General features: G+C 67.0%; 11 protein-coding genes. 5 read left to right on the forward strand and 6 right to left on the reverse strand.

The features are described from left to right. Window positions 1-87: 87 nt before the first annotated feature. Window positions 88-1,479, reverse strand: coding sequence for a class II 3-deoxy-7-phosphoheptulonate synthase (locus BWQ92_RS02235; protein WP_076798044.1), 1,392 nt, complete (start codon window positions 1,477-1,479; stop codon window positions 88-90). A 90-nt stretch (window positions 1,480-1,569) separates the two neighbouring features. Continuing rightward, window positions 1,570-2,340, reverse strand: coding sequence for a lysophospholipid acyltransferase family protein (locus tag BWQ92_RS02240; protein WP_076798045.1), 771 nt, complete (start codon window positions 2,338-2,340; stop codon window positions 1,570-1,572). Between the two features lie 110 nt (window positions 2,341-2,450). Here BWQ92_RS02240 and BWQ92_RS02245 point away from each other — a divergent pair, with 110 nt between their 5' ends. Genes BWQ92_RS02245 through BWQ92_RS02255 form a run of 3 tightly spaced genes read left to right on the forward strand, consistent with a single transcriptional unit; the run spans window position 2,451 to window position 4,739 of the window. Next, complete coding sequence (locus BWQ92_RS02245; RefSeq protein WP_076798046.1) at window positions 2,451-3,239, forward strand: alpha/beta hydrolase; 789 nt, start codon at window positions 2,451-2,453, stop codon at window positions 3,237-3,239. Continuing rightward, on the forward strand, window positions 3,236-4,048 hold the full coding sequence (locus tag BWQ92_RS02250) for an alpha/beta hydrolase (protein ID WP_076798047.1): 813 nt from the start codon (window positions 3,236-3,238) through the stop codon (window positions 4,046-4,048). Before BWQ92_RS02245 ends, BWQ92_RS02250 begins: the two co-directional genes overlap by 4 nt. Next, window positions 4,041-4,739, forward strand: a complete 699-nt coding sequence (locus BWQ92_RS02255) for a hypothetical protein (RefSeq protein ID WP_076798048.1) — start codon at window positions 4,041-4,043, stop codon at window positions 4,737-4,739. Before BWQ92_RS02250 ends, BWQ92_RS02255 begins: the two co-directional genes overlap by 8 nt. A gap of 8 nt (window positions 4,740-4,747) precedes the next feature. Here BWQ92_RS02255 and BWQ92_RS02260 read toward each other — a convergent pair whose 3' ends face one another. Continuing rightward, entirely contained in the window at window positions 4,748-5,944 is a 1,197-nt protein-coding gene (locus BWQ92_RS02260) for an ROK family glucokinase (RefSeq protein ID WP_236783080.1), read from the reverse strand. 192 nt (window positions 5,945-6,136) lie between these two features. Here BWQ92_RS02260 and BWQ92_RS02265 point away from each other — a divergent pair, with 192 nt between their 5' ends. Beyond that, window positions 6,137-7,957 (forward strand): AMP-dependent synthetase/ligase, encoded by a 1,821-nt coding sequence (locus BWQ92_RS02265; protein ID WP_076798049.1) that lies wholly within the window; start codon window positions 6,137-6,139, stop codon window positions 7,955-7,957. 33 nt (window positions 7,958-7,990) lie between these two features. On the opposite strand, the gene BWQ92_RS02270 is transcribed toward BWQ92_RS02265, so the two are convergent. Beyond that, window positions 7,991-9,433 (reverse strand): MinD/ParA family ATP-binding protein, encoded by a 1,443-nt coding sequence (locus tag BWQ92_RS02270; protein WP_076798050.1) that lies wholly within the window; start codon window positions 9,431-9,433, stop codon window positions 7,991-7,993. A 164-nt stretch (window positions 9,434-9,597) separates the two neighbouring features. Continuing rightward, the gene (locus BWQ92_RS02275) at window positions 9,598-12,993 is read right to left on the reverse strand and encodes a pyruvate carboxylase (protein ID WP_076798051.1); all 3,396 of its coding nucleotides are present in this window, start codon (window positions 12,991-12,993) and stop codon (window positions 9,598-9,600) included. A 357-nt stretch (window positions 12,994-13,350) separates the two neighbouring features. Here BWQ92_RS02275 and BWQ92_RS02280 point away from each other — a divergent pair, with 357 nt between their 5' ends. After that, the gene (locus tag BWQ92_RS02280) at window positions 13,351-14,172 is read left to right on the forward strand and encodes a ParA family protein (RefSeq protein WP_076798052.1); all 822 of its coding nucleotides are present in this window, start codon (window positions 13,351-13,353) and stop codon (window positions 14,170-14,172) included. An 84-nt stretch (window positions 14,173-14,256) separates the two neighbouring features. On the opposite strand, the gene BWQ92_RS02285 is transcribed toward BWQ92_RS02280, so the two are convergent. Continuing rightward, the gene (locus tag BWQ92_RS02285) at window positions 14,257-14,853 is read right to left on the reverse strand and encodes a MerR family transcriptional regulator (RefSeq protein ID WP_076798053.1); all 597 of its coding nucleotides are present in this window, start codon (window positions 14,851-14,853) and stop codon (window positions 14,257-14,259) included. Between the last annotated feature and the right edge of the window lie 114 nt (window positions 14,854-14,967).

The raw sequence follows: 14,967 nt of genomic DNA on the forward strand, positions 1-14,967 counted from the left end.
GCAGTGCAGCCGCAGTCCACAAAAAGACCGGCGCCGGGAAGTCCCGGCTCCGGTCTTTTTGTCTGGTTGGAGCTCTCCCGCAACCGCCTAGCGGCGGGTAAGCGCGCCCGCCACGAGGAACGCCATCTCCAGCGACTGCATGTGGTTCAGCCGGGGATCGCAGACAGACTCGTAGCGGTCGAGGAATGCTTCCTGGTCGATGGGGTCGGCGCCGCCGAGGCATTCGGCCACGTCATCCCCGGTCATCTCGACGTGGAGGCCGCCCGGAACCGTCCCCAGGGCATGGTGCACTTCGAAGAACCCGCGCACCTCGTCGATGACGTCGTCGAAATTCCGGGTCTTGTAGCCGTTGGGCGAGGTGACCGTGTTGCCGTGCATCGGGTCCGTGACCCACAGGACCTGGGCGCCGGAGGCGGTGACCTTCTCCACGAGGGACGGGAGCTTCTCGCGGATGTTGCCGGCACCCATGCGGGTGATGAACGTGAGCCTGCCGGGCTCGCGTTCGGGATCCAGCTTGTCGATGAGGCGCAGCGCGTCGTCGCCGGAGGTGGAAGGGCCGAGCTTGACGCCGATCGGGTTGCGGACACGGGACAGGAAGTCCACGTGGGCGTGGTCCAACTCGCGGGTCCGCTCACCGATCCACAGGAAGTGGCCGGAGGTGCCGTACGGCAGCCCGGTGCGGGAGTCGATGCGGGTCAGCGCGCGCTCGTAGTCAAGCAGCAGCGCCTCGTGGCTCGCGAAGAATTCAACCCGCTTGAGCGCCTCGAAGTCGGCGCCGCAGGAAGCCATGAACTTGATGGCGCGGTCGATGTCGCGCGCGAGCGACTCGTAGCGGGCATGGGCCGGATTCTCGGTGGAGCCCTTGTTCCAGGTGTGCACCAGGCGGAGGTCCGCGAAGCCGCCCTGGGTGAACGCCCGGATGAGGTTCAGCGTGGAAGCGGAGGTGTGGTACGCCCGGAGCATGCGGCTAGCGTCGTGGGCACGCGACTCGGGGGTGAAGTCGTACCCGTTCACGATGTCGCCCCGGTAGGCCGGCAGCGTCACGCCGTTACGGGTCTCATCGTTGGAGGAACGCGGCTTGGCGAACTGGCCGGCCATGCGTCCCATCTTGATGACCGGCATCGCTGCGCCGTAGGTCAGGACCACTGCCATCTGCAGGATCGTCTTGACGCGTGCGCTGATCTTGTCCGCCGTGGCACCCTCAAAGGTCTCGGCGCAGTCGCCGCCCTGGAGCAGGAAGGCCTTGCCCTGGGCCGCCGCAGCGAGACGCTCGCGCAGGATGTCCACCTCGCCCGCGAACACGAGCGGCGGGAGAGCCGACAGTTCCTTGACGGAAGCGTTGAATACTTCGGAGTCCTGCCAGCTCGGCTGCTGGGAGATGGGAAGATCCCGCCAGTTGTCGAGTCCCGGATAGTTGGCCGCACCGCTCTGTGAAGTGCTGGTCAGGGAAGAGGCAGGTTTTGCAGATAGCTCAGTCACACTACTAAGAGTAGAGGGCCGGAGCGGCTTCGGAACACCCGGACTGTCATGCACCCGGCCGCAGCGTCACAGATATCAGCGCCAGGACACCTATGCTGACCGGGGTGAACCGGGCTCCCCCGGCTCGCCTGGCTGTTCGCCGGGCTTTCCACCGCCGTCGGCATCGCCTTTAACATCTGCCTTGCCCGCGAGCCTGAGCTTAACCACCGACGCGTACTCGTCCACGTATTCCTGCCCGGAGAGGCGCATGAGTTCATACATGATCTCGTCCGTCACGGACCGCTGGATCAGCCGGTCGTCGGCCATCCCCTCGTACCGGCTGAAGTCCAGCGGTTTCCCGAAGATCATGCCGATGCGGCGGATGTTCGGCAGCCGTTTGCCGATGGGCTGGACCTTGTCCGTTCCGATCATCGCCACCGGGATGACGGGGACGCCGGCCTGGAGCGCCAGCCGCGCCACACCCACCTTCCCGCGGTACAGCCGGGAATCGGGGCTGCGGGTGCCTTCGGGGTAGATTCCCAGCAGTCCGCCGTGCGTCAGCACCTCCATCCCCGCCTGAAGCGATGCCGCCGAGGCCGCCCCGCCGGAACGGTCCATGGGAAGCTGGTTGGTCAGCCGGAAGAACAGTGCGGTCAGCCTGCCCTTGAGGCCGGTGCCCGTGAAGTACTCGGATTTGGCCAGGAAGATGACGGGCCGCGGCACCATCAGCGGCATGAAGATGGAGTCCGAGAACGAGAGGTGGTTGGAGGCGATGATGGCTGCACCTTCGGACGGGATGTTGTCCAGCCCTTTGACCCACGGCCGGAAAAGAGTGCGGACCACCGGCCCCAGGAAGATCCGCTTCATGACCCAATAGAACACGTGTCTTACCTCTCCGGAAGGCTACCGCCGGCGCGTTTCCAGTGGCCCGGCGGCACTGCATGCAACCCTACTCTAGTGAGAATTGTCCCGAACAGTGACACGATGGTTCCATGACAGAAAGCAGCGACCGAACACGGCCCGCCGCTTTCAGCTACGCGGGACACGGAGCCAATGCGCGGATCGGAATCGCGATTTCGCACGGCTTCACCGGCAGCCCGCTCAGTATCCTGCCGTGGGCCGAGTTCCTGGCCGCGCGCGGATTCGCCGTCACAGTTCCGCTGCTTCCCGGCCACGGGACGACCTGGCAGGAACTTGCACAGACAGGGTGGCGGGAGTGGCACGGCGCCTTTGAAGCGGCATACCTGGAGCTGGCAGCCAGAACAGACGAGTGCTACGTGGCCGGCCTCTCGATGGGCGGTGCCATCGCCCTGCTCACCGCATCCCGCCACAGTGTGGCGGGTGTCGCCGTCGTCAATCCCGGCCTGAGCTTTTACGATCGGCGCGTCCAGATCATCGGCCTGCTGAAGTACATCCAAAAGACCACTGTGCCTATAGCCGAGGAAAATCCGACGGCGCCCCATACGGACGACGGCGACTACTCCCTAACGCCGCTGGCGGCGGTTCACCAGCTGAAGAGGCTGTTCGCTGCCGCTGCCCGCGGACTGCCGCGGATCACGGCCCCCGTGCTCGTTTTCAAGTCGGTCAACGATGCTGTGGTGCCACCGACTTCGCTCACTATTATCCGCAAGCGCCTGCGCGCGGCGGCCCTCGACGTGGTGCTGCTGAGGAACAGCGGCCATGTGGCTACGCTGGACACGGACGCCCAGGAAATTTTCGAGTCCTCGGCGCGGTTTTTCCAGGTGCATTCCCGCAGCCACGTACCGTCGGAGAAGTCATGACCACTGTTCCCGATCACAGCCCGTTCAGCAGCGTCTTCTCCGGCGAGGGGCCGTCCATCGGCATCGCCCTCTCCCATGGCTTCACGGGCAGTCCGCACAGCCTCCGCACATGGGCCCAGTCCTTTGCCGATGCCGGCTTTGCCGTCAGGATGCCGCTGTTGCCGGGCCATGGCACCACCTGGCAGGAGCTTTCCCGCAGCCGCTGGCCGCAGTGGCACGACGCCATGGACGCGGCCTACCGGGAGCTCGAGTCGGAGTGTGACCTCGTCTTCGCCGCGGGCCTGTCCATGGGCGGCGCACTGGCATTGCGCCTCGCCGCCACCAGGCCCGTCGCCGGAGTCATCGTGGTCAACCCCGGCCTGGTCATCGATGACCGCCGCGCCCCGCTGGCCGGCATCCTCAAGCTGGTCCTCAAGAGCACGCCGGCCATAGCCAATGACATCCGGAAAACGGGCGTCGACGAGGGCGCCTATGCACGGACACCTGTGGCAGCGGCCCACGAGCTGAATAAGATGTTCAAGGACACGGTCCGGCTGCTGCCACGCATCACAGCTCCGGTCCGCGTGTTCCGCTCCACAGTGGACCATGTTGTCTCCGATTCCAGCATCATGGCCCTGCGGCGCGGGCTCACCCACGCCCCGCTGCGGCTCACCCACCTGGATAACAGTTACCACGTGGCCACCCTGGACCATGACGCCGACCAGATCTTCAGCGGCTCGCTGGATTTCATCCGCTCCGTCGTGGCGGACCTCCGCCAGGGATCCGCCGACTCCGCGACATCCAGCCAGAAGGGCGCAACCGATGAATAGGCCCGATTCGAACTCATCCGACCCGAGTGCAAACCAGGACGACGCCGTCTGGCTCGATCTGGTAGCCAGGCTCCAGGGCGACACCCCGGCTCCGGATACGCACAGCACTACGGGCGAGGGGGAACCGAGCGCCTCCGAGCCGCCGCGCCATTCCGGCGGTCCCCGGCACAGCACGGCTGCCAGTGACGACGCCGGCCCTGCACCGGCAGGAGAGGCCGGGAACGGCGCGGGTCCGGAAGGTGCCGCCAAGCGCTTCACCGACTTCGACCCCCTCGGCCTGGCGCCCCGGGCACCGCGGGAGCTGTCAGCCGCCGAGCGGCAGCAGGCTGCGGAGCAGGCGAAGGCCGCCGGGCACGAAAAGGCGGACCGGCGCGAGGACGCTGACCGGCCAGGGCAGGCAGGTATTCATTCCGGCACCGGGGATCCGCGTGACTACACGGTCGAGGACGACGAGGGCGAGTTCATTCCGGAAGAACCCCCTAAGCTTTCGGCCACCGACCCGCTGACAATGCTCGCGTGGCTGGGCGCCGTGGGTGCTCCGATTGCCCTGGTCCTGTCGTCGATGTTCTGGCGCTCCGCGCCGCTGCTGGCAATCCTTGGCATGGTGGCCGTCTTCGTCGCCGCAGTGGTGTACCTGATCATGAAGCTGCCGCAGGAGAAGGACGAGAACGACGACGGCGCCCGGGTCTGACGCTTCCGTCAGCGGTGGGTGCGGCTGCTGACCCGGGACAGGTCAGCGGCGCCGATCAGGCCGGCGTTCGGGCCAAGGGCAGCCAGTTCGATCTCGGCGGCGGGGCGGAATCCGCGGCCGGTAAGGTTGCGGGCGAAGGCCTTGCGGGCCGGGGCCACCAGCAGCTCACCTGCCGCACACAGGCCGCCGCCGATCACGAACTTCCCGGGATCGAGGGCGGCTGCCAGGTTCGCCAGCCCCAGCCCCAGCCAGTTTCCGACGTCCTCCAGGAGCTCACGGGAGGCGGCGTCGCCGGCGATGGCCAGCTCCGTCACCGTGGCTCCGGTAATGCGCTCGGCGCTTCCGTCCACGGCTTTGAGGAGTTCCTGGGCCACGGGAGAGTTCGCCAGGGCCAGTTCCCTGGCCTCCCGGCCCAGTGCGTTGCCCGAGGCGTACTGTTCCCAGCAGCCGCGGTTGCCGCATTCGCACCGGTGGCCGCCCGGCATGATGATCTGGTGGCCGAATTCCCCCGCCACGCCAAACCTGCCGCGCTCCACGTGCCCGTCCATCACCATGGCTCCGCCGATGCCGGTGCCGAGCGTGATGCAGACCAGCCGGTCCTGCCCCTGCCCGGCACCAAAGCGCCACTCGGCCCAGGCTGCCGCGTCGGCGTCGTTAACCAGCATGACGGGGCGGCGCAGCAGGTGCTGCAGGTTTTCCCGCAGCGGTTCGTTCCGCCAGGCGAGGTGCGGGCTGAACAGCACCGTGCCGCCGTCGAGGTCCATCCAGCCGGCGGCGCCGATGCCCACCGAGCGGATCCGGGTGCCGGCGCTCAGTTCTTCAACAAGTTCCACGATGACGCGCTCCACGGCCCGGGGATCGCTTCCCGGCGTGGACCGGCGCGCCTCGCGCAGGATGTTTCCTTCGGCATCCACCACGCCGGCGGCAACCTTGGTGCCGCCAATGTCGATGCCAATGGCAAGTCCCCGCCGGCCCAGCCGCAACTGCTGCCGGAACAGGCGGTGGCCGGCCAGTTGGCGGCTGCCTCCCGTCAGGCCAAGCCCCGGTACCGGACGACGCGGGATGGAGCGCCGCGACGCCGCGCGCCAGTCGGCCCACCTCCCGGCTTCACCGCTGCGGGGGCTGGAGCCGCTCCGGGGACTGGAGCCGCTCCCCGGACCGAAACGGGGCGGGGCTGGCTGCTCAGCGGGCGAGGAGGGCTGCATAGTCCCCCATTCTAGGTGTCGTGTTGGAACGTCTTCGCAGGTAGACACGCAAACGACACGCCCTGCCACCGGCGGCGTACGACCGTTCGCCGTAAAGTTACCAACGGGTAATCGCGATCTGCGGGCTCCCCGCCATGCGACGTACTAAGGTTAGGACTACCCGCTGCGGCAACGGATATCAAAGGAGCTAACGTGCGCGAATTCAGCGTTCCGCCCCTGGCGAACGTCCCCCTGGACAGCAACATCACGGACCTTGTACTGCGCCAGGCAGCGGAGGCTTCCAACCCTGCCCTGTTTTCGCGCCTCGATTCCTCCGGCCAGTGGCAGGACATCCGGGCCAAGGACTTCGTGGCGGATGTATCCGCCTTGGCAAAGGGCCTGATCGCCAGCGGCATCGGCGCCGGCGACCGCGTGGGCATCATGTCCCGCACCCGGTACGAGTGGGCACTTATCGACTTCGCCATCTGGTTCGCAGGTGGCGTTTCTGTTCCTATCTATGAAACGTCCTCGCCTTCCCAGGTCGCCTGGAACCTCGGAGACTCCGGCGCCGTCGCCGCTTTCGGCGAATCGGACCACCACGAAAACGTCATCCGGCAGGCCGCCGCGTCCGAGGGGCTGACTGCCCTGGAGCATGTGTGGCAGCTGGAGGGTGACGGCCTCGACGCCGTGCGCGCGGCCGGAACGGCCGTCAGCGACGCCGAACTCGAAACCCGGCGGCGCTCCGCCGGACTCCGGGACCTGGCCACCATCATCTACACCTCGGGCACCACCGGCCGCCCGAAGGGCTGCGAACTGACCCACGGAAACTTCGTGGAGCTGTCCGAGAACGCCTTGGCCACCTCCCTGAAGCAGGTGGTCAATGAGCAGTCCCGCACCATCATGTTCCTCCCGCTGGCGCATGTCTTCGCGCGCTTCATTTCCGTCCTGGCCGTGGCCGCCGGAGTTACGGTGGCGCACACCCCGGACATCAAGCACCTGCTGGCCGACCTGCAGAGCTACAAGCCGACGTTCATCCTTGCTGTTCCGCGCGTCTTCGAAAAGGTCTACAACTCGGCCCTAACCAAGGCCGAAGACGGCGGCAAGGGCGCGATCTTCCACAAGGCAACGGAAACCGCCATCGCCTACTCCCGGGCACGGCAGGACGGCGGCGTCGGCCTGGGCCTGAAGATTAAGCACGCGGTCTTCGACAAACTCGTCTACGGCAAGCTCCGTGCCGCCATGGGCGGGGAGGTTGCCCACGCGGTGTCCGGCGGAGGTCCGCTGGGCGAGCGTCTGGGCCACTTCTTCCAGGGCATCGGCCTGCAGATCCTGGAAGGCTACGGCCTCACCGAAACCACCGCGCCCGTCAGCGTCAACACGCCGGAGCGGATCAAGATCGGCACGGTCGGTGCGCCGATTCCCGGCAACAGCGTCCGGATAGCCGACGACGGCGAGATCCTCGTCAAGGGCGCCTGCGTCATGCGGGGGTACTACAAGCGCCCCGATCTGACCGAGGAGTCGTTCGTGGACGGCTGGTTCCGCACCGGCGACATCGGCCAGCTGGACGAAGACGGCTACGTGCTGATCACCGGCCGGAAGAAGGAAATCATTGTGACAGCGGGCGGCAAGAACGTGGTTCCCGCCCTGCTCGAGGACCAGATCCGTGCCGATGCGCTGGTGTCACAGGTACTCGTTGTGGGTGACAACCGGCCGTTCATCGGGGCCCTCGTGACCCTCGATGAGGAAGCCCTGCCGGGCTGGCTGCAGCGGCACGGCCTTCCGGCGGACACGCCCCTGAGTGAGGCTGCGGAGAAGGCCGAAGTGAAGGCCGCGGTTCAGGAGCTCATCAACCAGGCCAACCAGTCGGTGTCCCAGGCCGAGGCCATCAAGTCCTTCCGGATCGTGCCGACCGACTTCACCGAAGCCTCCGGCCACCTGACCCCGTCCATGAAGGTCAAGCGCGCCCAGGTCATGAAGGACTTTGAAACGGAAATCGACGAAATGTACAGGTCGCCGAAGCCCACCCGCGCCTAGGCGCGGCGGCCGCCGTTCCCAGTACCGTCCGCCCTAGCCCCGTCCGCCCTGGTCCTGCTGCAGTTCGTCCACCACGAGTGCGGCGAGCTCGACGGCGGCGGCGCGGGTTGCCGGCTTCAGCTGGCCGAGGCGGATCCGCGAACCTTCCGCCAGGTGCCGGTCATGCGGAATCCGTACCACGTTTTTCACCCGGGACAGGAAGTGCTCTTCGATCTCATCGATGTCGACCAGGGTCCGGTTGCCGGCCGCCATGTTGATGACCACCGTGGCCTTGGCAACCAGATCCTGGCGGCCATGCGCTTCAAGCCACGACAGTGTTTCCGACGCGAGCCGGGCTTCATCCACGCTGCCGCCCGAGACGAGCACCACGGCGTCGGCCTTTTCCAGAGTGCCCTTCATGACTGAGTGCACCATGCCGGTGCCGGAGTCGGTCAGGACGATCGAGTAGTAACGGCCCAGGATGTCGGTAACTGCGCGGTAGTCAGCGTCATCGAAGGCGTGCGCCACGGTAGGGTCAGTGTCCGAGGCCAGGACATCGAGGCGCGAACCTTCGCGCGCGGTGTAGTTGGACAGCTGCGCAAACGAGTCCACTGTGAACCTGTCCTTCACCAGCTGGCGGGCCGTGAAATCAGCCCTGCCCGGTGAACGGTCCGAGAGCGTGCCGCGGTCCGGATTCGCGTCCATCGCGATGACCCGGTCCTCACGCAGTTCCGCCAGCACCATGCCCAGCAGCGTGGTGACGGTGGTCTTGCCCACCCCGCCCTTGCGCGAAAGCACCGGCACATACCTGGTCCGTTCGCCCAGCCGCGTCGCGATCCCGTGCTCCATGGCCCGCTGGATGCGGACCTGGTCCGAATCACCCAGGTTCACATAGCCCAAGGTTGCCTGGTACAGCCACCGGCGCCAGCCTGACAGCGGAGCAGCTGCGGTCCTGGTCAAAAGCCGGTCGGCAGTCAATGCAGAAGCCGGCTCCGGACCCTCGGCACGCTCCCGCCGCCCGGGGAGGTCCCTGATGTCTGCAGCCGGTGCCGGTTGGGCGGCAGCCGCACCGTCTGCCGAGGCTATCCCCGTATCCGCCGTCCCGGTGTCCGCCGTGGCAGCGACGCCTGTTGGGCCTTCACCTGAAGTGGTGGCGCCGGTTGGCTTTGCACCGGAAGAGGCGGCGCCGGCCGGGCCTGCAGTCACGACGGGCATGGCAGCAGTAGCCGGCGCCTGCTGCCCCACTACCTGGTGCACCGGACTCTGGTGCACTGCGCCGGTGACTGCCGGGAGCGATCCGGCGGAGGTGCGGTCCTGGGCGCCGGAAACAGTCACCACACTGATGTCCCCTGCGGCCGCCACACCGGAGGCGGCCGCAGGAACCTCGTCTCCGGGGATGGTCCCCGTCTCCCCCGCAACCGTTCCGACGCTGCCTTTAGGGAATGAAGGTGCCCGGTCGGGGCGCGGCCCGGGCTTGGGCGTGTTGGTCTGCGTCATGGCTTCCGCTCTGTTTGTCCGGTTGACGATCGGGTTCCGGCCCCCCGGAGTGGTCCGGAAATGGCTGTGGGGGCGGCTCGGCGCCGTCCCCACAACATTTTTTTCGTTTTCCACCCTACCTGCAGGGCGGCCGCTGGCCGCTCTGCAGGTTAGTCAGCCGCCGTCTATTCGACGACGATCAGCAGGTCACCGCCCTGAACCTGTTCCACGCTGGAAATGGCCAGCCGCGTCACCTTGCCGCCCACCGGCGTCGTGATGGAGGCCTCCATCTTCATGGCCTCGATGGTGGCCACGGTGTCGCCCGCGTTGACGGTATCTCCGGCCTTGACGGTGACCGTCACGGCCCCCGCGAAGGGGGCTGCGACGTGGCCCGGCACGGACGGGTCCGCCTTCTCGGCCGTCTTCACGTTGCTGACCACGGACTTGTCGCGGACCGAGACGGGGCGGGACTGCCCGTTGAGCGTGCACATCACGGTGCGCATGCCCTTCTCGTCAGGCTCCGAGACGGCTTCCAGCGACGCGATGAGGCGCACGCCCTTTTCGAGCTGGATGACGTGCTCCTCGCCGCGCTGCAGGCCGTAGAGGTAATCACGGGTGTCCAGCACCGAAACGTTGCCGTACAGCTCCTTGCTCTTGAGGTAGTCCTTGGTTGGCCCGGCGAACAGCAGCCGGTTCAGCGTCTGCTGGCGGGTCTTGGAGTCGCCGCGAAGCGCTTCGCTGTCCTCGGCGCTCAGCTCGGCGTCGCGGACCTTGACGCTGCGGCCCTGGAGGGCTTTGGTGCGGAACGGCTCGGGCCAGCCTCCCGGAGGATCGCCCAGCTCACCGGACAGGAACCCGATGACGGAGTCGGGGATGTCGTAGTTCTGCGGGTTTGCCTCGAAGTCGGCAGGATCTGCGTTCAGCCCGACCAGGTGCAGGGCGAGGTCGCCCACCACCTTCGACGACGGGGTGACCTTGACCAGATGGCCGAGGATCCGGTCCGCAGCGGTGTACATGTCCTCGATCGCTTCGAAGCGCTCACCCAGGCCCAGGGCGATGGCCTGCTGGCGGAGGTTGGACAGCTGACCGCCCGGGATTTCGTGCTGGTAGACGCGGCCGGTCGGCCCCGGCAGGCCCGATTCGAAGGGGGCGTAAACCCTGCGCACGGCCTCCCAGTACGGCTCAAGGGAGCTGACTGCCGCCAGGCTGAGCCCGGTGTCACGTTCGGTGTGGGCCAGGGAGGCGACCAGTGCCGACGCCGACGGCTGGCTCGTGGTGCCGGCCAGGGATGCCGAGGCGGCATCCACGGCATCGACGCCTGCATCGACCGCCGCAAGCAGGGTGGCCAGCTGGCCGCCTGCGGTGTCGTGGGTGTGCAGGTGGACCGGGAGGTCGAACCGTTCCCGGAGTGCTGCGACGAGCTTCGCTGCAGCTGCCGGACGCAGCAGGCCGGCCATGTCCTTGATGGCGAGGATGTGGGCGCCCGCTTCGACGATCTTGTCCGCCAGGTCCAGGTAGTAGTCCAGCGTGTAAAGCGTCTCGTTGGGGTCCAGCATGTCGCCCGTGTAGCACAGCGCCACCTCGGCGACCGCGGTGCCGGTGGCGCGGACAGCCCGGATGGCCGGCGCCATCTGGCTCACGTCATTGAGGGCATCGAAGATGCGGAAGATATCGATGCCCGTGGCTGCCGCCTCGTTGACGAAGGCCTCGGTCACTTCCTCGGGGTACGGGGTGTAACCGACGGTGTTGCGGCCGCGGAGCAGCATCTGGATGCAGATGTTCGGCAGGGCCTTGCGCAGCGCAGCCAGCCGGTCCCAGGGATCCTCGCCGAGGAAGCGCAGGGCGACGTCGTAGGTGGCACCGCCCCAGGCCTCAACGGACAGCAGTTCCGGCAGGAGCGTGGAGACCGCGGGGGCGGCGGCCACCAGGTCCCTCGTGCGGACGCGGGTGGCCAGCAGGGACTGGTGGGCGTCGCGGAAGGTGGTGTCCGTGACGGCCACCGCCTTCTGCTCGCGCAGTGCCTTGGCGAAACCCTCCGGCCCGAGTTCCAGGAGCCGCTGACGGGAACCCGGACGGGCCTCGGCGCCGGTGAGAGCCGGGAGCTTGTCCGCGGGGTTGGTGCGGACCGGAAGTTCGCCGTTCGGCTTGTTCACGGTGACATCGGCGAGCCAGGTCAGCAGCTTGGTTCCACGGTCGGCGGAGACGCGGGCCTTCAGCAGTTCGGGCCGCTCGTCGATGAAGGACGTGGCCACGTTGCCGGCGACGAAGTCCGGATCGTCAAGCACGGCCTGCAAGAAGGGGATGTTGGTGGAGACTCCACGGATGCGGAACTCCGCCAGCGCACGGCGTGCCCTGGCCACCGCGGCCGGGTAGTCGCGGCCGCGGCAGGTGAGCTTCACCAGCATGGAGTCGAAGTGGGGGCTGATCTCGGCACCCGAGTAGACGGTGCCGCCGTCGAGCCTTACGCCGGCACCGCCGGCGGAGCGGTAACCGGTGATCTTTCCGACGTCGGGCCGGAAGCCGTTGGCCGGGTCCTCGGTGGTGATGCGGCTCTGCAGTGCGGCGCCCTTGAGCTGGACCGTCTCCTGGGAGAGGCCCAGGTCAGCGAGGGTCTCGCCGGCGGCGATGCGCATCTGCGCCTGGACGAGGTCGACGTCGGTGACCTCTTCCGTGACGGTGTGCTCCACCTGGATGCGGGGGTTCATTTCGATGAAGACGTGCTGTCCGGCGCGTTCGCCCACGGTGTCCACCAGGAACTCGACCGTGCCGGCGTTGACGTAGTTCAGGGCCTTGGCGAACTTCACGGCGTCCCGGTACAGGGCCTGCCGGATGCTGTCGTCCAGGTTGGGTGCCGGAGCGATCTCGATGACCTTCTGGTGGCGGCGCTGCAGGGAACAGTCACGCTCGAAGAGGTGCATGACATTGCCCTCGGCGTCGGCCAGGATCTGGACCTCGATGTGGCGCGGGCGGAGCACCGCCTGCTCCAGGAACATGGTGGGGTCACCGAAGGCGGCGTCGGCCTCGCGCATGGCGGACTTCAGCGCCTCCGGCAGGGCCTCGCGGGTGTCAACGCGGCGCATGCCGCGCCCGCCGCCACCTGCCACGGCCTTGGCGAAGATGGGGAAACCGATTTCATCCGCGGCAGCGAGCAGTTCGTCGAGGTCCTTCGACGGCGCGCTGGACTTCAGAACCGGCACTCCGGCACGCTTGGCGGCCTCGAGCGCCGAAACCTTGTTGCCGGCAAGCTCCAGAACCTCCGCGGGCGGACCCACAAAGGTGATGCCTGCGGCCTTGGCGGCACGCGCAAGGTCCGGGTTCTCGGAGAGGAAGCCGTAGCCGGGGTAAATGGCATCGGCACCGGACTCCTTGGCAACCCGCAGCACCTCGTCAACGTCCAGGTAGGCGCGGACGGGGTGGCCCTCTTCGCCGATCAGATACGCCTCATCGGCCTTCTGGCGGTGGATCGAGTTACGGTCCTCATTGGGGAACACGGCGACTGTCTTGGCGCCCAGTTCGTAGCCGGCGCGGAAAGCACGGATTGCGATTTCTCCGCGGTTAGCCACCAGAATTTTGGAAAACATACTGCTCCTGCATCATTGCGGGTGTATCGGTAAGTGGTCACAGTGTGTAAGACGGGCCGGACAGAACACAAATCAGTGTGTCCACCATCACAGAATTATCCGTCATGTCCCGACCATATTCACTGCCTTGCCGTATTTGCTGTTCATTTACGGCAACCTGTGCTGCCGATGAAGAACGACGCCGGAGCGGCGGGACGGCGGGGCATGCCCGGATCCGGATAAGAAGGGATTCCGGCCGAGGTCAACATATGATGAATGGGGCGGCGGAAGCCTGCCCTGTTCCTGCAGCACCTTCCGGGAGCACCGGAACGGAACGTACCCCAACACGGCAACCGGCGTTAGGTATTGGTTTATCAAGTGCAAGTAGTCAGCATCAGCAGCCTCAAGGGCGGTGTCGGCAAGACATCCGTTACAACCGGACTGGCGTCTGCGGCACTGGCCGCAGGCATCCCAACCCTCGTAGTAGACCTCGATCCGCATGCAGATGCCACCACCGCACTGGGGGTGCAGCCCAGCGACAGGCTGGACATCGGCCGGATGCTGAAGAATCCGCGCAAAGCCAGGATCGCCGAGAACGTCGTGCCCAGCGGCTGGATCAGCCGGGTAACCCCCAACGGCTCCGGCCCGGCGGTGCTCGACGTCGCCGTCGGCTCCGCGTACACGGGCATTTACGACCGGCCCGACCTTGGCAAGCGCGACCTGCGCCGGCTGTCCGCGGTTCTGGCCGGCGCCGAGGGCTACGAACTCATCCTGGTGGACTGCCCGCCGTCCCTGAATGGCCTCACCCGGATGGCCTGGTCCGCAAGCAACAAGGTGGCCCTGGTGGCCGAGCCCGGCCTCTTCTCCGTGGCCGGCACCGAACGCACCATGCGGGCCATCCAGCTTTTCCGGCAGGAATTCGCGCCGAACCTCTCCCCCGCCGGCATCGTGGCAAACCGTGTGCGCTCCGGTTCCTCCGAGCACGCTTTCCGGCTTGCCGAGATGCAGGCAATGTTTGGAGACCTGCTGCTGGCCCCGCACATTCCGGAGCAGGCCAACTGGCAGCAGATCCAGGGCGCGGCGCACTCCGTTCACCACTGGCCCGGCGACTCCGCCAAAACCGCGGCCGGACTCTATGACACGCTGCTGGAAAACCTCATGGCCACCAACAAGACCAGCCGCAGCCGGAGCGCCCGCTAGGCGCCGGCGCTGGGTTTAACGCAAGAAGGGCCGCCTCCCGTCTGACTGATCAGTCCGGAGGCGGCCCTTCTGTTTTTAAGTCTGCTAGCCAATCTTGCGGGCTGCGCGACGCTTGCTGAGTTCGTCGTCGGGGAACGACTGTTCGCCGGCGTGCTCGCTGGGCAGCGAGGCGAGGCTGCCCTCAACCTCCCGCCACACGCGGCCCACAGCGATGCCGAACACGCCCTGGCCGCCCTGCACGAGGTCAATGACCTCATCCGCGGAGGTACATTCGTAGACGCTGGCGCCGTCGCTCATGAGGGTGATCTGGGCCAGGTCCTCGACGCCGCGTTCCCGCAGGTGCTCGACGGCGCTGCGGATTTGCTGCAGCGATACGCCGGTGTCCAGCAGCCGCTTGACCACCTTAAGAACCAGGATGTCCCGGAAACCGTAGAGCCGCTGGGAGCCGGAGCCTGCTGCGCCGCGGACTGCAGGCTCCACGAGGCCCGTGCGGGCCCAGTAGTCGAGCTGCCGGTACGTGATGCCGGCGGCCTTGCAGGCCGTGGGCCCGCGGTAGCCGGCGTCCTCGTCCAGGACGGGGAGATCCTCAGTGAAGAGAAGGCCTTGGGCACCGCTTGCGGGCACGGCAACGCCGGCCGTCGAGGGTTGCTTCAGCTCGCCTGCTTCGCCTTTCGGACTCACGTGGATCCTCCTTGTCATGAGTTCCCCTGGGGAAGTTGCCGCAACAGCTGCTACGGGCATGAAGTCCGGAAGAAATTCATGCTTGTAATTCGGCCGGAGTAGCACTTTCCAGTG

This window comes from Arthrobacter sp. QXT-31 (assembly GCF_001969265.1).
Taxonomy (GTDB): domain Bacteria; phylum Actinomycetota; class Actinomycetes; order Actinomycetales; family Micrococcaceae; genus Arthrobacter.